Source organism: Desulfovibrio sp. MES5 (genome assembly GCF_002237645.1).
In the GTDB taxonomy this organism is placed as follows: Bacteria; Desulfobacterota; Desulfovibrionia; order Desulfovibrionales; family Desulfovibrionaceae; genus Desulfovibrio.
Genome location: NZ_MJUZ01000002.1, coordinates 14,316 through 34,258, shown reverse-complemented (window position 1 = coordinate 34,258; position 19,943 = coordinate 14,316). Strand labels below are relative to the sequence as shown.

The 19,943-nt window shown below is 60.9% G+C and carries 16 protein-coding genes; 14 read left to right on the top strand and 2 right to left on the bottom strand.

The window, feature by feature from the left end:
- Window positions 1-51 precede the first annotated feature (51 nt).
- From BCS36_RS00580 to BCS36_RS00545, 8 genes are all read left to right on the top strand, one after another.
- The gene (locus BCS36_RS00580; protein WP_179979897.1) at window positions 52-354 is read left to right on the top strand and encodes a YggT family protein; all 303 of its coding nucleotides are present in this window, start codon (window positions 52-54) and stop codon (window positions 352-354) included.
- A gap of 55 nt (window positions 355-409) precedes the next feature.
- Window positions 410-637, top strand: a complete 228-nt coding sequence (locus tag BCS36_RS00575) for a DUF465 domain-containing protein (protein ID WP_179979898.1) — start codon at window positions 410-412, stop codon at window positions 635-637.
- 22 nt (window positions 638-659) lie between these two features.
- A complete protein-coding gene (ilvB, locus tag BCS36_RS00570; RefSeq protein ID WP_291300992.1) occupies window positions 660-2,351 on the top strand; it encodes a biosynthetic-type acetolactate synthase large subunit in 1,692 nt (563 codons plus the stop codon).
- Between the two features lie 10 nt (window positions 2,352-2,361).
- Window positions 2,362-2,853, top strand: coding sequence for an acetolactate synthase small subunit (gene ilvN, locus BCS36_RS00565; RefSeq protein WP_291300991.1), 492 nt, complete (start codon window positions 2,362-2,364; stop codon window positions 2,851-2,853).
- Window positions 2,854-3,119: 266 nt separating this feature from the next.
- A complete protein-coding gene (gene ilvC, locus BCS36_RS00560) occupies window positions 3,120-4,121 on the top strand; it encodes a ketol-acid reductoisomerase (protein WP_291300990.1) in 1,002 nt (333 codons plus the stop codon).
- Between the two features lie 556 nt (window positions 4,122-4,677).
- Window positions 4,678-6,906: a hypothetical protein gene (locus BCS36_RS00555; RefSeq protein ID WP_291300989.1), complete on the top strand. Its 2,229-nt coding sequence runs from the start codon at window positions 4,678-4,680 to the stop codon at window positions 6,904-6,906.
- Window positions 6,907-7,921: 1,015 nt separating this feature from the next.
- On the top strand, window positions 7,922-8,092 hold the full coding sequence (locus BCS36_RS00550) for a hypothetical protein (protein WP_291300988.1): 171 nt from the start codon (window positions 7,922-7,924) through the stop codon (window positions 8,090-8,092).
- Between the two features lie 84 nt (window positions 8,093-8,176).
- Window positions 8,177-8,863 (top strand): ubiquinone/menaquinone biosynthesis methyltransferase, encoded by a 687-nt coding sequence (locus BCS36_RS00545; protein ID WP_291301027.1) that lies wholly within the window; start codon window positions 8,177-8,179, stop codon window positions 8,861-8,863.
- A gap of 268 nt (window positions 8,864-9,131) precedes the next feature.
- On the opposite strand, the gene BCS36_RS00540 is transcribed toward BCS36_RS00545, so the two are convergent.
- The gene (locus BCS36_RS00540; RefSeq protein ID WP_291300987.1) at window positions 9,132-9,329 is read right to left on the bottom strand and encodes a DUF2065 domain-containing protein; all 198 of its coding nucleotides are present in this window, start codon (window positions 9,327-9,329) and stop codon (window positions 9,132-9,134) included.
- Between the two features lie 47 nt (window positions 9,330-9,376).
- Between BCS36_RS00540 and BCS36_RS00535 the strand changes: the two genes are divergently transcribed.
- From BCS36_RS00535 to BCS36_RS00510, 6 genes are all read left to right on the top strand, one after another.
- Entirely contained in the window at window positions 9,377-10,690 is a 1,314-nt protein-coding gene (locus BCS36_RS00535; RefSeq protein ID WP_291300986.1) for a nucleotide sugar dehydrogenase, read from the top strand.
- Between the two features lie 5 nt (window positions 10,691-10,695).
- Window positions 10,696-11,493 (top strand): futalosine hydrolase, encoded by a 798-nt coding sequence (mqnB, locus tag BCS36_RS00530; protein WP_291300985.1) that lies wholly within the window; start codon window positions 10,696-10,698, stop codon window positions 11,491-11,493.
- 8 nt (window positions 11,494-11,501) lie between these two features.
- Window positions 11,502-12,467 carry a polyprenyl synthetase family protein gene (locus tag BCS36_RS00525; RefSeq protein WP_291300984.1) on the top strand — a complete coding sequence of 322 codons (966 nt, stop codon included), beginning with the start codon at window positions 11,502-11,504 and terminating at the stop codon, window positions 12,465-12,467.
- Window positions 12,468-12,492: 25 nt separating this feature from the next.
- Window positions 12,493-15,492 carry an AIR synthase-related protein gene (locus BCS36_RS00520; RefSeq protein ID WP_291300983.1) on the top strand — a complete coding sequence of 1,000 codons (3,000 nt, stop codon included), beginning with the start codon at window positions 12,493-12,495 and terminating at the stop codon, window positions 15,490-15,492.
- Window positions 15,493-15,916: 424 nt separating this feature from the next.
- Window positions 15,917-17,104: a M20 family metallopeptidase gene (locus BCS36_RS00515; protein ID WP_291300982.1), complete on the top strand. Its 1,188-nt coding sequence runs from the start codon at window positions 15,917-15,919 to the stop codon at window positions 17,102-17,104.
- Window positions 17,105-17,172: 68 nt separating this feature from the next.
- On the top strand, window positions 17,173-18,438 hold the full coding sequence (locus tag BCS36_RS00510; RefSeq protein ID WP_291300981.1) for an MFS transporter: 1,266 nt from the start codon (window positions 17,173-17,175) through the stop codon (window positions 18,436-18,438).
- A gap of 521 nt (window positions 18,439-18,959) precedes the next feature.
- Here BCS36_RS00510 and BCS36_RS00505 read toward each other — a convergent pair.
- Window positions 18,960-19,463, bottom strand: coding sequence for a hypothetical protein (locus BCS36_RS00505; protein WP_291300980.1), 504 nt, complete (start codon window positions 19,461-19,463; stop codon window positions 18,960-18,962).
- Window positions 19,464-19,943: the final 480 nt, after the last annotated feature.

Here is a 19,943-nt window from a genome sequence, read left to right as displayed (position 1 = left end):
TGTACGAAACTTTACGAAAGTTGACACAAAGACCGCCACGCTGGAGGGCGCATGATCATTCTGGCCAATACCATGAGCGCCGTTGCCATGATACTGGGTTCACTGCTGAGCCTGTATTTCTGGATAGTCATTATTGCCGCCGTACTTACCTGGGTGCGGCCGGATCCGTATAATCCCATAGTGCGCACCCTGCGCGCCCTCACGGAGCCAGTGTTCTATCGCGTCCGCAAATGGCTGCCCTTTACCTACACCAGCGGCATGGATTTTTCACCTGTGGTGGTGCTGCTGTGCATTGAGCTTTTCAACCGCATTGTGGTTGCCTCATTGGCGCAGTACGCCCTCACCATGCAATAACACCGGTTTCACTCGCGGGATTCCGCCTCCGAACATCTAACAATGGAGATTTCTTATGGATCAGCATGAACTAGAAATCCTAACCAAGTATGCGGCTACTGATCCGGAGCTGAAATCCCTTTGGGAAGATCACGTGCTCTATGAAAAGCAGGTAGAAAAGCTTGAAGGCAAGGCCTTCCGCACCCCTACTGAAGAACAGACCTTGAAGCAGCTGAAAAAGCAAAAGCTTGAAGGAAAAACCCAGCTCATGGCAATCCTGGATCGTCTGAAAAAACAGGATTAGCATGACTGCGAAGGAGCCGGTCATGGAATGTACAGGTGCGCAGATTCTCCTTGAGTCCCTGAAGAGAGAAGGCGTTGACGTGCTGTTCGGATATCCCGGCGGCGCTGTGATTGACATTTACGACGAGTTGCCGCGACATCAGGAAATCCGTCACGTACTGGTACGGCACGAGCAAGGGGCTGTGCACGCGGCTGACGGCTATGCCCGCGCCTCCGGCAAGGTGGGCGCGTGCCTGGTAACTTCAGGCCCCGGCGCCACCAATACGGTGACGGGCATCGCCACAGCCTATTCCGACTCCATTCCTCTAGTGGTCATTACGGGGCAGGTGCCCACGCAACTGATCGGCAATGACGCCTTTCAGGAAGTGGACATTGTGGGCATCACCCGCCCCTGCACCAAACACAACTTCCTGGTAAAGGACATCAACAAGCTGGCCCTTACCATCCGGCAGGCCTTTTATCTGGCGCGCACGGGCCGCCCCGGGCCCGTGCTCGTCGACCTGCCCAAGGACATCATGCAGGCCAGAGCCGAGTTCATCTGGCCTGAAGACGTCTACATGCGCAGCTATAACCCCACCTACAAGCCCAACCTCAACCAGTTGCGGCGCTCGGTGGAAGAACTTGCCAAAGCCGAACGCCCTGTCATCCTGGCTGGCGGCGGCGTTATCATGTCCAACGCGGCTGAAGCGCTCACAAACCTTGCGCGCAAGCTGCAGATTCCGGTGACGTGTTCGCTCATGGGCCTTGGGGCCTTTCCGGCCACAGACCCGCTGTGGCTCGGCATGGTGGGCATGCACGGCACCTATGCCGCCAACCTGGCCATCAACAATGCCGACGTGCTGGTCTGCGTGGGCGCGCGCTTTGACGACCGCGTGACGGGCAAGCTGGCGGGCTTCGCGCCCAAGGCGCGCATAGTGCATATCGACATAGACCCCACCTCCATCCGCAAAAATGTGGAGGTGCAGGTTCCTGTGGTGGGCGACTGCCGTCTGGCTCTTGAGGGCATGTCCGAGATATGCGACGCCAAGCTTGAAGGCAAGGACTGGGCGAGCGAACATGCCGCGTGGCTTGAGGCCGTGGGTGAATGGAAGAAGAGCAAGCCGCTCTGCTACCAGAAAAACCACAATATCAAGCCGCAGGAAGTTATTGAAACCCTGTACGAACTTGCCAACGGCGACGCCATCATCGCCACCGAAGTGGGCCAGCACCAGATGTGGGTTGCCCAGTTCTACACCTTTACCAAGCCCCGCACCCTGCTGACCAGCGGCGGGCTCGGCACCATGGGCTATGGCTTTCCCGCGTCCATCGGCGCGCAGTTCGCCTTTCCCGACAAAAAGGTCATCACCGTGGCTGGCGACGGCTCGCTGCAGATGAACATTCAGGAACTGGGCACTGTGGTGGCCAACAAGCTGCCCATCAAGGTGGTCATCCTGAACAACCGTCACCTCGGCATGGTTCGCCAGTGGCAGGAACTCTTTTACAACCAGAACTACAGCTCCACCAATATGGAAGCGCAGCCGGACTTTGTGAAGCTGGCCGAAGCCTATGGCGCCGAGGGCTATCGCATCGAAAAGGGCGAAGACCTGCGCGCCACGCTTGAAAAGGCCCTGGCCTCGCCCAATCCAGCCTTTATTGACGTTGTGGTGGAGCGTGAGGAAAATGTGTACCCCATCGTGCCCGCTGGTGCGGCGCTCGATGAAATGTTGCTGGTGTAAGGGAGGGGCTATGAGCAAAAGACATGTGCTTTCCGTGCTGGTGGAAAACGAACCCGGCGTCCTTTCCCGCGTAGCGGGGCTGTTCAGTGGGCGCGGCTTTAACATCCACTCGCTCAATGTGGCCCCGGCCCTGGAAGAAGGCGTTTCACACATGACCATCACCACTGAGGGCGACAGCCTGATTTTGGAGCAGATAATGAAACAGCTGCACAAAATCGTTTCTGTCATCAAGGTGGTGGACTTCGCGGATATACCCGCCGTGGAACGCGAAATGATGTTCGTCAAGGTGCAGGCGGAAGGCCCCATGCGGGGTGAAATTCTGCGCACCGTCGAGATATTCCGCTGCAAGGTGGTGGATGTGAGCTCCAATGAAATGACCATTGAAGCCACCGGCAACCAGGACAAGCTGGACGCCATCATCAACCTGCTACAGCGGTTTGGCATCAAGGAACTGGCGCGCACAGGCTCTGTGGCCATACGCCGTTCCAAAAAGACGGATTAGGCCAAAGCCCCGGACTCTGCCCGCTTTCGCGCCCGACGGCCCACAAGGCCCTCTCCGGCGCGCGAGCGACGCAGGCGGTACGCCCTTTATCCCCAAGGGTCCCCTGCGCGCAGGCATGACCGGTTCCGTCCGTCGCGCCTCCAGGCCGCACAACTGCCGCAAGGCAGCAATGCCGCCGGGGGCATACGTCAAGGCCCCCTATGTTCTCTTCAGGTGAAGAGAAATGCAATTTTAGTTAACCATGAGTGATCTCAAAGGAATTTCAGATGAAAGTCTATTACGATCAGGATGCCGACCTTAATCTCCTGAAAGATAAGACCGTTGCCATCATCGGCTACGGCAGTCAGGGACACGCCCACGCCCAGAACCTGCGCGATTCCGGCGTCAAGGTTGTGGTGGGACAGCGCCCCGGCAGCGCCAACTACGAACTGGCCAAGGAACATGGCTTCACCCCTGTTTCCGCAGCTGAAGCCGCTGCCCAGGCTGACCTGATTATGATCCTTTTGCCCGACGAAGTGCAGGCCTCTGTCTACGAAAACGACATCAAGCCCCACCTCACCAAGGGCAAGGCCCTGCTCTTCGCTCATGGCTTCAACATCCACTTCTGCCAGATCCAGCCCTCCAAGGATGTGGACGTGTTCCTCATCGCTCCCAAGGGCCCCGGCCATCTGGTGCGCCGCACCTACACTGAAGGCGGCGGCGTGCCCTGCCTTGTGGCCATTCACCAGGACGCCACCGGCAACGCCCTCAAGATGGGCCTGGCCTATGCCAAGGGCATCGGCGGCGCACGCTCCGGCGTGATCGAAACCTCCTTCCGTGAAGAAACCGAAACCGACCTCTTCGGCGAACAGGCCGTGCTCTGCGGCGGCGTTTCCGCCCTGATCAAGGCTGGCTTCGAGACTCTGGTGGAAGCCGGGTACCAGCCTGAAATGGCGTACTTCGAATGCCTGCACGAAATGAAGCTCATCGTTGACCTCATGTACGAGGGCGGCCTTTCGCGCATGCGCTACTCCATCAGCAATACCGCCGAGTACGGCGACTACGTCACCGGCCCCCGCCTGATCACCGACGAGGTGAAAAAAGAAATGAAGGGCGTGCTCAAGGATATTCAGAGCGGCGTATTCGCCCGCAACTTCATCCTTGAGGCCCGCGCCAAGTATCCCATGTTCCTGACTACCCGCCGTAACGAATCTGAACACCAGATCGAAACCGTGGGCAAGGAACTGCGCAGCATGATGTCCTGGCTCAAGAAGGACAAAAAAGACTAAGGCGGATTGCCTTTGAGAATGCACATTCTCAAAGCTGACCCGCCCGGGTAGGACGACGCTGCAAAGCGCTGCGTTTTGCCTCCGGCCTTTGGGCCGACCGTCCCTGTGGATGGTCGGCCTTTTTTTCGGGCCGCAGACCAGCGGCAGGGACGCCTGGGCAAACTGCCTGTGCGGTCGCCTCTGCAAAGTCTGATGCCGCCAGCCTGGGCGCGTGCCTGCGCAGAGAACCGCGCCGTAAAGCACGTATACGCCGTTATGACGCGCGCCTGTCCGCGCAGATGCCCGCTCAGCCGTCAGGGCAGATGTCAGGCCAGATGTCAAGGGCAGGCGTCAGGCCAGATATCAAGGCAGGCGCCAGGGCAAACCCGAAATGCACGCGCCCGGAAGTCGCGCGACAGAGAGGTTTGCGTCTTTCTTCATAACCTGATACGAAAAACCGTGGCTTTGCACGTATTTTGCTTCTGCGGCACGGCCAGCAACCGTCATACCGCATACAGGCGAAAATCCTGCCCCTTCCGGCCCTGAAGCCAATGTTCCTAAACACATGAGGTCGCGCATGGCTGCCCAAGACACCCATGAAAACACTGAAGAAATCATCGACCTGACCGAGCTTATCGAAAAAGGCGCCATTCCGGAGGCCGATGCCGTCGCCTCAAGCCCGGCCGCTTCTGAAGAGGAAGACCTGCACACCCACATGCGCAGCCTGAATGACAGCGGTCAGAATGTCGCTGCTGAAGCGGAAATCGACGACCTGCTGGCGCAGATGGAATACAAGGACGAAGACGGCGCGGACGCGGCGGCCCATGCCCCCCAGGCTGACGCCGGGGACGGCAGCGCCGAAAGCGGCATGGCGCAGGCGGATTCGGACACCACGATTCCGTCTGATTTCTCGCCCGTGCGCATGCCTGACGGCCATATTGTGGACCCCCACGAAGAATTGCACATGCCTGGCATAGGTGATGTGGATAGTCTTTTGAATTCACTGGACATTCCACCGCAACCCCGCCCGCATGAAAAAGCTGCGCCCTCGCCCGAAGACACCGACAATGCCGTGGATCAGATGCTCAGCAGCCTGAACGGCGCATCGCGCCCTGCGGCTGAAAATTCCCCCAAGGACGCGGGCAAGGCCCCCCATGAGGATATGTCTGACCTGGACGAACTGTTGGCCGCCGGAACCATGCCGGAGCCTGTGATTTCCGATGAGCTTGAGGCCCTGTTGCGCGAATCGGCTCCGTCCGCGAACCAGTCCGCGCCCAAACAGCCGCAGGCAAAAGACAAAAGTCAGGCGACCGAATCTGCAGCAGGCCAAGCGCAACCCCCGGCGCAGCCTGCGGCCCCGGCCGCTGCAAGCCCTGCGCAGAACGCCCCCTCGCATGACCTCAATGACGATCTGGACGCCCTGCTGCAATCCATAATGACCGACAAACCCGGGCATGATGCGCAGCAGCCTCACCAGACGCCTTCCGACACAGCACAGACGCCTGCGGCGGCCCATGACGCGGGTCATGACGCCGGGCCCGACGCGCCGCAGGCCGTGGCCCAAACTCAGGATGCGGCTCAAGGTGCGGGCCAGGGGGCAAGCCAGCAAGCGACTCCGGCCAGTGCGCCCGACGCCAGCGCCGATGATCTTTCTGCAGAGCTTGACCAGTTGCTGCCGTCCATCAAACCGGAAGCTTCAGCCCCAACGGCTGACAGTGCCGCAAGCCAGCCCAAGGACGCCTCCCCGGCGGCATCTGACCAGGCAAAGGCCAACGACAAGCTTGAATTTGATCTGGATGCCCTTCTGGCGGCAGCCGATGCCGAAGAGCGCGGCCTCGCCAAGCCCGAGGCAACGCCTGCGGCCCCTGCCGCAGAGCAGCAGCCTGCCCCCGCTCAGAGCGCAGCCCAGTCCAAACCCGAGCAGCCTGATCAGGCCGCAAAACCGCAGCAGCAATCCAGCAGCCTGCTGCCCGATGTGGATCTGGATGACATCCTGGCAGGCAACGTGGTCACCGCGCCGCCTGCCCAGGCTGCCACGGCAGGCCAGGCCGCCACGCCGCCTGCGCAGATCGCCACGCCTCCCGCCAGCGCCCCTAGCGCCGCCGGACAGGCCCCAACCCCGGACCTGACGGAGATTATGGCACGCCTTGACCAGTACGCGGAAAAGCTGCAACAGGCCGACGAGCGCGTGCAGGCTCTGGAAGCAGCGGTGGCCGAGGCCAGGGCAGAAGCCGACCAGGCCCGCGCCGAGGCCGATGAAGTTAAGACTGCGGCGCAACAGATGCAGTCTGCTCTGGATGAACAACTTGCAGCCACGCAGGCCACTCACGAAAATCTGGCGCAAACCGCCGCCGAAGCCCTCCATGCGGCGCAGGCAGCGGCCAGCGCCACTGCGCAGCAACAGGAGCAGCCCGACAACGCGCCTGCCCTTGAAGATCTTTTTGATCCGGGCCATCCCCTGCACCAGCGGCTTATGGACAGCATCAACGCGGCAGCGGCAGAAGCTGCTGCCACGGCAGCCCGGCAGGCCGCTGAAGAAGCGGTTGCGGCTGCTCAAAGCGCCAAGGGGCAGGCCCATGACGCGCCCGCCGGGCATGAAGATCCCGCCCTGCTGGAAAATCTGCTGGATGACCGCATGCATGCGGTCAACCTGACCATGCACGGCGCTTCCGTACGGCTGGACGCGGTTGAAAGCAGGCTGGATGAACTGGAACCACGCTTCAATGAGCGGGTGGAAAAAGCCGCTGCTTCTGCGGCGGCCCGCATTCTGCGTGAAGAAATTGGCCGCCTGCTGGAAAACGAATAAGGACAGACAAGCAGACGTTATCTGTGGCGGCAAGGCGCAAGCGCAAGGATTCTGTCCATTATGACCGCCGGGCAAGAGCACGGCAGCTGCATACGACAATGCGCTTCCCGCAAGGGCTCTGCCATTGCAGCCGCCCGGCGCTGCCCAGCGGCTGCACGGCGCGCAGCACGAAAACACGCGCGCCGGACGGCTAAGCTTCGCTTCTGGCCTTTGCTTTTGCCTTTCTGCCAGGCCGCAGGCACGCCCACCAGCCCTTTATGGCCCCCAAAGCCGTGCAGTCAGGGCGGATGCGCTTGCCAAGCGGCAGCGGAACGCATATGCTGTTGCGCGATTTCAGAAGTATGGGACCATCAGCCCGCTGATCCATGCCGCGCGTTTTCCCTTTGAAACCAAACTACGGCGTCATGGCGTTTTTCTGTTGCCGCTGACCGTGTTTCAGCAAAAAGAACGCAGCGCCATGGCAACATGCCCGAACCTGCGGAACCGGGGGATATCCCCGGAACAGACCAATGTTGAAAATGGCATTCCCAAAGGTTGGGGGCGCGGCTGTTGCTCAGTCTGCCCACGCGGATCATTGCAGGCACGCCGTCACAACGGGGCTGCTCACGCAGCGCCGGGAGCATGCAAACGGCGGCGGGCAGGAACGCTGAAACCTTGCAGATAGCAGGCATCGCGGCATCACGCGTGGATTGGTTCTGGAGCGCATGAGCTTTGAGCACGCATTTCTCAAAGGCTAAGGACGCCCGCTACAGCGCATGGCAGCACGGACAAACTGCGCGCATGCCTTGGCGACGAGCATAGCGCGCGCAGCGCCAGAGCGATTTCAAAGTGAAAAGGCTCTGACACATATATAAAAATGGGCGGGGGCTTGAGTTTCCGTTCGTTTCCCGTCCAGGCAATACCCGCTGTGGGTCAAGGCCATTCCCCAAAGGGCGGGTTTTATTTTTCTGCTGGCTGCAGCCGTAAACCCTGACTGCTGGCGGCAGAAGCTGCAGTAACAAGGCACGAGGACCGTATGGACAAGGATCGCAAGGAAGCCCTGCAGGTGGCCAAGGAACTGACCGCCAAATTCATTGAGACGCGCACGGTTTCCCCCGGTAACTTTGCCGAGGTTTTTCCTTCGGTCTACCGGGTGGTTTGCGCCGCCATCGGCGTTGATACGGATCAGGACAACAAGGGAAAATAAGTGGATTCTTCTCGGCATTTCCGGCAGGAAGACGGGCACGCCCCGGCCGCCGCGCCGCAACCGGCCCCCCGGCCTGCCCACGACGTGGCCGTGGCTGGCATGTTTGGCCGTATTGTACGCTTTTACGACCTGCTGAACCGCGTTCTCAGCCTGGGCCTTGACCAGTACTGGCGCAAGGTGCTGGCCCGCAACGTTCGCCTTGGCGATACGGGCGTCGTGCTGGATCTGGCCGCTGGCACGCTGGATGTTTCCCTGGCCATACGCCGCCAGCACCCCACGGCCCTTGTGCCCGCGCTGGATTTTTGCCCGCCCATGCTGGTGCAGGGCAGCCGCAAGCTCAAGGGCGAGAACGCCCGGCGCATCCTGCCTGTGGCGGCTGACGCCAAGCGCCTGCCTTTGCCCGACGCTTCGGTGGATTGCCTGACCATAGCCTTTGGCATCCGCAACATTATTCCGCGCGAAGCAGCCTTTGCCGAAATGCTGCGCGTGCTGCGCCCCGGCGGACGGGCCTGCATTCTTGAATTCGGCTCCGGGCGGGAGCGCATCTGGGGCGGGCTTTACAACCTTTATTTGAATTTTCTGCTGCCCCGCGTTGGCCGCCTGTTTTCCAAGGACCCTGCGGCCTATGGCTACCTGGCCGACACCATCCGCGCCTTTCCTTCAGCTGTTGAGCTGGAGAAAGAACTGCGCAAGGCCGGGTTTTCCAAAGCATGGTACCAGAAGCTCACGTCGGGCATCGTATGCCTGCATGTGGGAGAAAAGGCGCGCTAGAGCCGTTTACGAATGAAATGAGTTAGCTGCTCGGCAAGGATTTCCTGAAAATCCTTGCGCGAAGTGTCGCGCCGTAATGGGAACTGTCGCGGGTTTTTCACGGTTTCGGGCAAGCTGCCCGGGTTCAGCTGGCGGACGCCGCTGAGCCGGGAACATACGGGGGTACGCGTAGGGCAAAGGCTTGCCAGCACACGGATGCCCTGTTCAGAAATTTCATGGCAAACGCCTCGCCCGCGCCACCGCCAGAGCGGTTACCGGCAAAGCTGCCCTAGTGCGAGGCAAGCCGCACAAGCAGCAGCCCCAACGCCAGAGCCGCCAGCCCTACCACGCGCAGGCGGCTTTCGGGCAAAGGCAACAATTGCAGCAGCGCGCGGCGCATGCCGCCGGGAAACAACGTCCAGCACAGCCCTTCAAGCACAATGGCAAGACCCAGGGCGCGTAAAAAGAGTTCAATATTAAATTCCATGCTTTTCTTGGTGACGAAAAAAGCTTGTTTTGTAAAGGAATGAAATTATGGTGACATTCGAGGCTCTGCAACAAGGCAAGGAAACGCTGGCCGTGGTTGGCCTTGGCTACGTGGGGCTGCCCCTGGCCGTTGCCCTTTCACGCCACATGAAGGTGCTGGGATTTGACATCAGCGCCCAGCGCGTCAAGGAACTGCAAAACGGCCATGACCGCACCCGCGAAGTGGACGACGTCAAGCTGCAGGCCGCCGACGTGCGCTATACCTGCGACCCCGCCGAACTCAAGCAGGCCGCCGTCATCATCGTGGCCGTACCTACGCCCATTGACGGCCACCGCTCCCCTGACCTCACCCCCGTGGTGGGCGCCAGCAAAACCGTTGGCCAGAACATGAGCAGAGGGTGCGTCGTGGTGTACGAATCCACCGTCTATCCCGGCCTCACCGAAGAAATCTGCGTGCCCATCCTTGAGCGCGAATCCGGGCTTACATTCGGCCAGGACTTCACCATCGGCTATTCGCCGGAACGCATCAATCCCGGCGACAAGGTGCATACCCTCGAAACCATCACCAAGGTCGTTTCCGGTTCGGACGGCCCCACCGCCGACCTGCTGGTCAAGGTGTACGGCTCCGTCGTCACGGCTGGCATACACCGCGCCTCCAGCATCAAGGTGGCCGAGGCCGCCAAGGTCATCGAGAACACCCAGCGCGACCTCAATATCGCCCTCATGAACGAGCTTGCCATCATCTTCGGCCGCCTGGGCATCGACACCCTTGAAGTGCTGGAAGCCGCTGGCAGCAAATGGAACTTTTTGCCGTTCCGTCCCGGCCTCGTGGGCGGGCACTGCATAGGCGTGGACCCCTACTACCTCACCTACAAGGCCGAGGAACTGGGCTATCACCCCGAAGTCATCCTGGCTGGCCGCCGCATCAACGACAACATGGGCAAATACGTGGCCGAATGCACGGTCAAGCGCCTTATCAAGAGCGGCCGCGTCATCAGCGGCGCCCGCGTGGGCATCTTTGGCTTCACCTTCAAAGAAAACGTGCCCGACCTGCGCAACACCCGCGTGGTGGACGTCATCCGCGAGCTTGAAGACTACGGGGTGCAGGTGCTGGTCAGCGACGCCGAAGCCGATCCCGCCGAAGCCCTGCACGAATACGGCCAGATTCTGCTGCCGCAGGAAGACCTGCACAACCTGGACGCCATTATCCTCGCCGTGGGACACAGCGCCTACAAGGCCCTGACCCCCGAAAAACTCAAAAGTCTCTTTGCCCAGCCGGACAAGGCCGTGGTGCTGGACGTAAAAAGCTTCTTCGACCCCGCAGCCATGAACGGCGCGGGCATAGACTACTGGAGGCTGTGAGCCGCGTGAGCCTGCTTGTTTGCGCCGCCACCGGCCCGGAACTGGCGGGCCTTTTGCCGGATTTTGCGCCGCCTCTGACGGCTGCCGCCCAATCCGGCAAGGGCAGCGCAGCTGCCGCCCAATCCGACGGGGACAGCGCAGCTGCCGCCCCCACAGACTGGCCCGAAATGCAACTGTGGCCGGTAAGGCTCAAAGCAGTGAACGCCCTGTGCTGCATCACGGGCATTGGCCCCATCAACGCGGCCCTGGCCATGGGTCATGCCCTGAGCCGGGCAACGGCAGAAGGCACACCCGTAAGCGCAGTGCTCAACGCGGGCCTGGCAGGCGCATTTGACCTTGAAGTGAGGCCCCTGCTTTCGCACTGCCTTGTTCGGGAAGAAATATGGCCCGAATACGGCCTGCACGACGGCCAAAGCGTCACAGCCGGGGCCTTTGGCTTTCCGCAGTGGCAGCCCCCGCAGGGCGAAGCCGTGCGCGACCGCCTGACGCTGTCCGGCGTGGAGGCTCTGGCCCCCTTTGGCGGCAAATGCGCCAAGGACGCTCTGGCTGACTGCCGTTCACTCACCGTGGCGGGCGTCAGCGCCAGCTTTGCCAGAGCGGCGGACCTGCGGAGCAGGTATCAGGCCGATCTTGAAAATATGGAAGGCTTTGCCGTGGCATATGCCTGCGCACGCCAGGGTATTCCCTGTGTGGAAGTACGCAGCGTGTCCAACAAGGTGGGGCCGCGCGCCAGGGAAGAAAAAGACTTTCCCGGCGCCCTGCGCGCACTGGCACAGGTGCTGCCCGCCCTTAACCTCATCTGAGTAGCGACATGATTCAACTCAAAGCACGCCTCGCTCTGGAACTGCCAGCCATCAACCGCGCTCTGGACAAGGCCGTGGACACATTGCCCGAACCCGTCCGCCCGGTAACCCGGCATATTTTCCAGGCTGGCGGCAAGCGTTTGCGGCCCCTGCTCACCGTGCTCACAGCGCGATTGCTCGGCAACAGCAATGAAGATATCGTGGACCTGGCCGTCACCCTTGAAATGCTGCATGCCGCCACCCTGCTGCATGACGATGTGCTGGACAATGCCGTGAGCCGCCGGGGCAAACCTGCGGCCCATACGCTCTACAATGTTTCCAGCGTCATTCTGGCGGGCGACGCGCTGCTGGCCGGGGCCAACGGTCTGGTGGCCCAAAGGGGCGACCCGCGCCTTTCGCTCTGTTTTTCCGAGGCCACAAGCCGCACGGCTGCGGGCGAGATTCTTGAAATCGCGTCCCAGGGCAAGGTGGACACCAGCGCCGATCAATACGAAGAAATGGTACGCGGCAAAACCGCATGGCTTATACGCGCCGCCTGTGAGATGGGCGCATTGGCTGCCGGGGCCGACGCTGCCGCCGTGGCCGCTGCCGCCGCCTATGGCGAAAATCTGGGCATGGCCTTTCAGATGGTGGACGACGCGCTGGACTTCGCCCCTGAGAGCGCCACCGGCAAGCCCACGGGCGGCGACGTGCGCGAGGGCAAGCTGACCCCGCCCCTGCGCCTGTACCGCGAAAGCCTGAACCAGGCCGACCGCAAGAGCTTTGACGCGGCCTTTACCAGCCTGAGCATGACCGAGGCCGACGCCGAGGCCATTGCCCTGCGCATACGCGAAGCGGGCTTTGACGCCGCCGTGCGCAAACAGGCCGACACTTTTCTTGACGCGGCAAGGCGTGCCCTTGACAGCCTGCCCGACAAGCCGGAGCGCAAGGTCATGTACTACATGGCCGACTATGTGCGCGACAGAAAGAAATAAGCTGTAACCTCACGAGGAAGCACCAATGCTCTACCGGGTGGAAACCGGCCTGCACGCCGGACTGGACGATACACAGGGTCGCAAGACGGCCCAGCACCTGCTCAAAGCCCTTAACCTTTCCACGGATTCCGTGCGTCAGATCAAGGTCTTTACGGCCGAGGGCCTCAGCGAGGCCCAGGTCAGACGGCTGCTGGATGAAGGCATCTGGCATGACCCCATCCTGCAGGCCGCCTCTCTCGAGCCCCTGCCCGCAGGCCAGCCCGAACCGGACTGGTATGTGGAAGTGGGCTTTCGCCCCGGCGTGACGGACAACGAGGCCCACACCGCGCGCGACACCGCCGCCATGGTGCTGGACATCCCGCGTGACAGCCTGCGCGTCTACACTGCCGTGCAGCACCGCATCGTCAATGATCCCGCCGCGCCCCTGACCCGCGAGCAGGTGGACATGCTGGCCCGTGACCTGCTCTGCAACACGCTCATCCAGCGCTACCGCATCAAGAGCCGTGAAGAGTGGCAGGCCAGCCCCGGCTTTGAAGCGCAAGCCGCGCAGGTCACCGGCGAAGCCAATGACACGGTGGACACCATCACCCTGTCCGGCATGAGCGACGACGACCTCGCCCAGGCCAGCCGCGCCAATACCTGGGCGCTGAACCTCAAGGAAATGCACTGCATCCGCGAGCAGTTCACCGCCCCCGACGAAGTGGCGCGCCGCAAGGCCCTGGGCCTGCCCGGCGATCCCACTGACGTGGAAATGGAAGTGCTGGCCCAGACCTGGTCCGAGCACTGCAAACACAAGATTTTCGCCTCGCGCATTGACTATGTCGATGCGGATACGGGCCGCCGCGAAGTGGTGGACAACCTGTACAAAACCTGCATCCGCGACGCCACGGCCATCCTGCGCGAGCGCATGGGCGAAAATGACTACTGCAAGTCCGTGTTCAAGGACAATGCGGGCGTCATCGCCTTCATCAACGGCTACGACGCCTGCATCAAGGTGGAGACGCACAACAGCCCTTCGGCCCTTGACCCCTACGGCGGCGCGCTTACGGGCATCGTGGGCGTCAACCGCGACCCTATGGGCACAGGCATGGGCGCGGAGCTTGTCTGCAATACGGACGTGTTCTGCTTTGCCTCGCCCTTCCACGACAAGGCCCTGCCCCCGCGCCTGTTGCACCCCCGCCGCGTGCTTGAAGGCGTGCGCGAAGGCGTGGAGCACGGCGGCAACAAGTCCGGCATTCCCACGGTCAACGGCTCCCTGGTCTTTGACGAGCGCTACCTTGGCAAACCGCTGGTCTACTGCGGCACTGTCGGCGTGATTCCTGCCGAAATACACGGCCGCCCCGGCTGGTTTAAAAAGGCCGAAACTGGCGACTTCATCGTCATGACCGGCGGGCGCATCGGCAAGGACGGCATCCACGGGGCCACCTTCTCTTCCGAAGAGCTGCACGAAGGCTCCCCGGCCACAGCCGTGCAGATCGGCGACCCCATCACCCAGCGCAAGATGTACGACTTCATCATGCGCGCCCGCGACCTCGGCCTCTACCACGCCATTACCGACAACGGCGCGGGCGGCCTGTCCTCTTCCGTGGGCGAAATGGCCGAAGACACGGGCGGCTGCGTGCTGGATATAGCCAAGGCTCCCCTCAAGTACGACGGCCTGCGCCCCTGGGAAATCCTGCTCTCCGAAGCGCAGGAGCGCATGACCCTGGCCGTGCCGCCCGAAAAGCTGGACGAGTTTATGGAACTGGCCGCCCGTATGGACGTGGAAGCCACGGCCCTCGGCACGTTCACCGAATCCGGCTACTTCGAGGTGCGCTACAATGACCGCATTGTGGCCTCCATGCCCATGCAGTTCATGCACGAGGGCGTGCCCCAACTTGAGCTGGAAGCCGAGTGGAAGACCCCGGAACTCAAAGAAATCTGTGTAGATGTGGCCGATGCGGACCAGGGCGCTTTTCTCAAGCGCATGCTGAGCCGCCTCAACATCTGCTCCAAGGAATACATCATCCGCCAGTACGACCATGAAGTGCGCGGCGGCAGCGTCATCAAGCCTCTGGTGGGCGTCAAGCGCGACGGCCCGGCTGACGCGGGCGTGCTGCGCCCCCTGCTGGAATCCGACGCCGGGCTTGTGATCTCCCACGGCATCTGCCCCAAGTTCAGCGATTACGACACCTACTGGATGATGGCCAACGCAATGGACGAGGCCATACGCAATGCCGTGGCCGTGGGCGCGGACCCCGACGCCCTGGCCGGGGTGGACAACTTCTGCTGGTGCGACCCTGTGGTCAGCCCCTCCAACCCTGACGGCCGCTACAAGCTGGCACAGCTTGTGCGCGCCTGCCGCGCCCTGCGCCAGTTCAGCCTTGCCTTCGGCGTGCCCTGCATTTCCGGCAAGGACTCAATGAAGAACGACTACACCGGCGGCGGCGAGCGTATTTCCATCCCGCCCACGGTATTGTTCTCCGTTCTTGGCGTCATTCGCAACGTCACCGCCACCCAGACGTCGGACTTCAAGAAAGCCGGCCACCACATCTATCTGCTCGGCGGCACATGGAACGAAATGGCTGGCAGCGAGGCCGCTGACGAACTGGGCCTCAAGGGCGGCCATGTGCCCCATGTGGACGCCGCCTCCGCCATGGCGCGCTACCGTGCGGTTTCCGCCCTTATGGGCCAGCGGGCCATCTCGGCCTGCCATGACTGCTCTGACGGCGGCCTGGCCGTGGCCCTGGCTGAAATGTGCATTGGCGGCCGTCTGGGCGCGGAACTGAACCTGGACGCCGTGCACGCCATGCAGTGCATGAACAAGACGGAACTGCTGTACAGCGAAAGCGCCAGCCGCCTGCTTGTCAGCGTCAAGCCAGAACTGGCCATGATCTTTGACGCTCTTGGCCAGTGGCAGCTCTGCTCGCGGGTGGGCGTGGTCACCGCCGACAGCCGCCTGACCATAAAGTCCGGCGACAGCGTCATTGCCAACGAAGACGTAGAAGACCTTGCGCGTGCCTTCAAGGTCACGCTGGACTGGTAATACAGTTTCAACTGCGTTATTGTGGAAATGCCGCTGGTCACAGCCAGCGGCATTTTTTTACCCGGTTCACCATTGGGAATGTGCATTCTCAATGGTTACGCAACATCGCTTCGGCAGGTACCTGCGCAGGTACACTGCGCCTCCCCTTCAGGGCGAGCGCCCGCTGCCGGTCGCCAGCGCAGCTTCACTGTGAAATTGCCCTGGAACCGGCAGCCGTTGAAAGCAGGCGGTCCACTTCACGAACTCTTTTACCCCCAACAAACTTCCTGACTTTTAATCTAACAAAATCACTGTAGTATCAATTGCCATCTCTATGGGCTGGGTATATGGTCCGAGCATGTCATCTTATTCCACTACGTGATCAAGCTGCCGGCAGTCCCTCCCTGCCCGTGGGCGGGGCTGTCCCCCAGCAAAGGAGAAAATCATGTACCATATGCGCAAAGAAGCGGAAGACATCAGATCCCAACTGGCGACGTGGCGTGAAACTTTGCACCGGCACCCCGAATTGAGCTTCAAGGAATTCTGGACGACCGAGTATCTGAAAAAAGAACTTGCCGCCATGGGCATCGAAATTGTGGACTGGGGCGGCGAGACAGGCGTTGTGGGCCTGCTGCACGGCTCCCGCCCCGGCAAGTGCGTGGCCCTGCGGGCCGACATAGACGCCCTGCCCATTGAAGAAAAAAGCGGCGTTCCCTTTACCTCGGAAAATCAGGGCGTCATGCATGCCTGCGGGCACGACAGCCATATGGCCGCCCTGCTGGGCGCGGCCCGCCTTCTGGCCGAGCATAAAAACGACCTCAAGGGCACGGTGAAATTCATCTTTCAGCCTGCGGAAGAAATCTTCTCTGGCGCCCCCCTCATGGTCAAAAAAGGCGTGCTTGAAAACCCCCATGTGGATTTCATCTTCGGCCAGCACAATATCTGCGAATATCCGGCGGGCAAGGGCCTCATCTCCTCCGGTTCCATCATGGCCTGTTCGGCCTTCATTTCCATCACGGTGCACGGCAAGGGCGGCCACGGGGCTGTGCCGCATCTGGCCCACGACCCCGTTGTAGCCGCAGCGGCCATCGTTTCATCGCTGCAAAGCATCGTCAGCCGTGAGATGCGCCCCACCGACGCTGTGGTCGTCACCATCGGCAGCATACACGGCGGCACGGTGGCCAATGTCATTCCCGATACCGTCACCATGCAGGGCACCGTGCGCTGCTTTGACCTTGAGCTTTTCAATGAGATTGAAGACCGCCTGCGGCGCGTCATCGACAATACGGCCGCCGCATACCGGGTTAAGGCCGACTTTGAATACAACAAGCTCGTTCCCAACGTGAACAACCCGCCGGAACTTACGGAATGGATGCGTCAGGGCCCCATGAAGGAAGTGTACGGCGAAGAGAACATCCTGCCCTGCACGCCCAGCATGGGCGGTGAGGACTTTGCCTGCTACATGGCCGAAACGCCGGGCATTTTCGCCTGGTTCGGCAGCGGCAATCCTGACAAAGGCATCAAATTCTCCTGGCACAACCCCGCGTTCAACGTGGATAACGAAAGCCTGGTATACGGCGCGGCGCTCTACGCGCAGGTCGCCCTGGACTGGCTGGCCAAGGAAGCTGGATAACAAACATACAGCCGGGACGTGCACGTGCGCGGTCCGGCTGATGCATAACAAGCTGAAGGAGATGCCTTATGGGATTCACATGGAAGCACAGGCACACATCTCTGGCCGTGGTTTTTGTGGTCTGGCTGGTTTCCTACCTTGACCGCATGGTTATGTCTACGGCCATACCGTATATGGCGGACGACTTTAACCTCTCCGCCGGAGAAATGGGCGTGGTCATGAGCGCTTTTTTTGCCGGCTACGCCCTTTTTCAGATTCCCGGCGGCATCCTGAGCGACCGCTTCGGGGCGCGCAAGGTTCTGGTTTTCGCCATTGCATGGTGGTCCGTCTTTACCCTGCTCACTGGCTACGCCAGCAGCCTGATTGGCCTTGTGATCATCCGCATCTGTTTCGGCATCGGTGAAGGCATCGGCCCCGCCGCCACGTGGAAATCCCTGGCCGTCTGGACGCCCGCCGCTGAACGCGGACGCGCCAACTCCATCATGATGAGCACCAACTCGCTCGGACCCGCCCTGGCCCCTCTTTTTGTGGTGGCCATCATGTCCTACTGGGGCTGGCGGGCCGTGTTCCACTATCTGAGCATTCCGGGCTTTCTGCTCTGCATCTGGGTCTGGTTCACCCTCTATGACAATCCCAAAGAAAAAAAGGGCGTCAGCGAAGAGGAACTCCGCGAACTGGAAGAAGACTCCGCCACTCAGGGCGTGGAGCAGAAACGCTTGACCTTTATGCAGGTGTTGACCACGCCCGTGGTCTGGAAGTCGTTTCTTCTGCTTTTCTTCAGTAATACAGTGGCCTGGGGCTATATGTCCTGGCTGCCGACCTATCTTGTCAAAAGCCGTGGCCTGGCCATGGGGCAGATGGGCATTGCCGCGTCGCTGCCCTTTTTTGCGGGCTTCATCGGGGCCATTGTTTCCGGCTATCTTATGGACGGCGTGCTGAAAAAGCACAGGTTCCACTATGTCATCGTCACCCAGCTGTGCATGGCGCTTTTCCTCTATCTTATGTTCACGGCTGAAAGCGTGACCAATCTGATGATCTTCAACGTCATCGCCGGGTACTTCTGCTTCTGCTGCGTGGCATCTGTCTTCAGCCTGCCCATGATGGAAGTGCCCAAGGAAATCGCGGGACGCGCCATGGGCATCGTGAACACCGCCGGGCAGCTCGCGGGCTTTCTGGCCCCCATTATCGTGGGCCTGCTCATTACCACAGCCGCTGACGGCGTGCAGAACTATCATGTGGCCTTTGGCTTTTTGTGCTGCTCCAACATCATGGCAGCCATAATCGCCTTCTTCTTCCACCGAGGCAACGTCAGAGCCGCTGCCGCCGCCGCTTAAAGTACTATCACGTTGAAGCGATTTGTGGGGGAGGGCCCTTTTGCAAAAGGGTCCCTCCCCCACACCCTCCCTAAAACCGTCATCGTTGTTCAGAGCATTTTAACTTTGAAAAAGTGTAAATGCTCCAGGGCGGGGTTCCAGAGACAGTTTCTTCCGACAGCACGGTATTTCAAAGCTGATCTGCTTTAAAACAGTTTCAGAATACAGCGCTCTGGCGGACAACCGTATCCGCGACACGCAAAAAGCCCCGCAGCCATTGTAGCTTGCGGGGCTTGATTATTGCTGCCAAACCATGCGTTTACGAGGCGTATTCAGGGAATGCAGCTGCGAAGAGATTGCCTGTGCCGCATGCGGCTGGCGGAAAGAGCGTCAGTCGTAGGGCCCTGTACCTTTGCGAAAATACATTCTCAAAGTTTACGGCACGCCCACATCGGACGCTCAAGAGCGAAAAAATCGCGCCCGCGCCACGGCTGTGGGCGTCTGCTTACGCAGCCGCCTTGAACAATCTCACTTGAAAGGCTCTAGTTGGTAACCTCGCCATCGCCGCGTTGCGGGGCACGCTGCGGGGCACGGTGCTGCGCATCAGGCCGCGAGCCGGGGCGCTTGTCATTGGGACGGGCCACCTTGGGGCCCTTGGGCTGCTTGCCATTGGGGCCAGCCATCTGGTCGTTGCGCGGCCCCTTGTTGCCGGGGTGCCCAACCTGAGGAGCCTTGCCGTTCTTTGCACCGGCATGCTGGCCATAGGCGCTGCCCTTGGCAGCCTTTTGGGGCGCGGGCTTGACGTTGTGCCCGGCCTTGGGAGCCTTGGGCGCCTTGGCAGCCTTGAGCCCCTTGGGGTTCTTCTTGTGCGGGGCGGGGGCGTTCATGCCCTGGCCGTCGTTGTACTGCTGGTCATTGCGAGCCACAAGCATGACGCCCGGCGCATTGCCGGAAACGTCCGCGTTTGCCTGAACCGGAGCCCCGATCCACAGAGTCGCGGCAAGGGCGCACAACCCCAAAGGCCGCCAGAGATTTTGCATGGTCATAATGGTATCCTCCTTAAAGGGCGCACAGCCCTGAGCTTCCATATGCCTATGCGTTCCCGGACGCAAGAGGTCTTTACAAATTACCCGCCTTCAGGCTGAAACTATTACTCTTTTTTTCTAGAGTTTTTTATCTTTGAAATAAGGTAACATGCTCTAACGCTGCACATGCGTGCAGCGCGCCACAAGGTGGCGTGGATTCTGCAGAGCTTCAGCCGTTACGACGAAGAAAGCTTCGCTTGAAGACAGCGTGCGTAACGGCTGTGTTTATTCGTTGCAATCGCTGTCGCCATTCGTAGCGATGCTGTTCTGCCCCGCAAGACGGTTCCGTCAACGGTTCAGGCAAGCCCTGCGGGCAACGGCTGCCGCAAAGACAGCAATCGGTTGCTTGGACGGACAGCCTGCTGATGGCTGTCGCTGCTTTAGCCGTTGCGACAAAGGAAGCTACGGATAAAGACAGCATTGGTTACTTGAACGGACAGC

Bases quoted from the DNA above. Each gene is read 5' to 3' on its own strand.
- BCS36_RS00580 (WP_179979897.1), top strand. From the start codon at position 52: ATGATCATTCTGGCCAATACCATGAGCGCCGTTGCCATGATACTGGGT.
- BCS36_RS00575 (WP_179979898.1), top strand. From the start codon at position 410: ATGGATCAGCATGAACTAGAAATCCTAACCAAGTATGCGGCTACTGAT.
- ilvB (WP_291300992.1), top strand. From the start codon at position 660: ATGGAATGTACAGGTGCGCAGATTCTCCTTGAGTCCCTGAAGAGAGAA.
- ilvN (WP_291300991.1), top strand. From the start codon at position 2,362: ATGAGCAAAAGACATGTGCTTTCCGTGCTGGTGGAAAACGAACCCGGC.
- ilvC (WP_291300990.1), top strand. From the start codon at position 3,120: ATGAAAGTCTATTACGATCAGGATGCCGACCTTAATCTCCTGAAAGAT.
- BCS36_RS00555 (WP_291300989.1), top strand. From the start codon at position 4,678: ATGGCTGCCCAAGACACCCATGAAAACACTGAAGAAATCATCGACCTG.
- BCS36_RS00550 (WP_291300988.1), top strand. From the start codon at position 7,922: ATGGACAAGGATCGCAAGGAAGCCCTGCAGGTGGCCAAGGAACTGACC.
- BCS36_RS00540 (WP_291300987.1), bottom strand. From the start codon at position 9,329: ATGGAATTTAATATTGAACTCTTTTTACGCGCCCTGGGTCTTGCCATT.
- BCS36_RS00535 (WP_291300986.1), top strand. From the start codon at position 9,377: ATGGTGACATTCGAGGCTCTGCAACAAGGCAAGGAAACGCTGGCCGTG.
- BCS36_RS00525 (WP_291300984.1), top strand. From the start codon at position 11,502: ATGATTCAACTCAAAGCACGCCTCGCTCTGGAACTGCCAGCCATCAAC.
- BCS36_RS00520 (WP_291300983.1), top strand. From the start codon at position 12,493: ATGCTCTACCGGGTGGAAACCGGCCTGCACGCCGGACTGGACGATACA.
- BCS36_RS00515 (WP_291300982.1), top strand. From the start codon at position 15,917: ATGTACCATATGCGCAAAGAAGCGGAAGACATCAGATCCCAACTGGCG.
- BCS36_RS00510 (WP_291300981.1), top strand. From the start codon at position 17,173: ATGGGATTCACATGGAAGCACAGGCACACATCTCTGGCCGTGGTTTTT.
- BCS36_RS00505 (WP_291300980.1), bottom strand. From the start codon at position 19,463: ATGACCATGCAAAATCTCTGGCGGCCTTTGGGGTTGTGCGCCCTTGCC.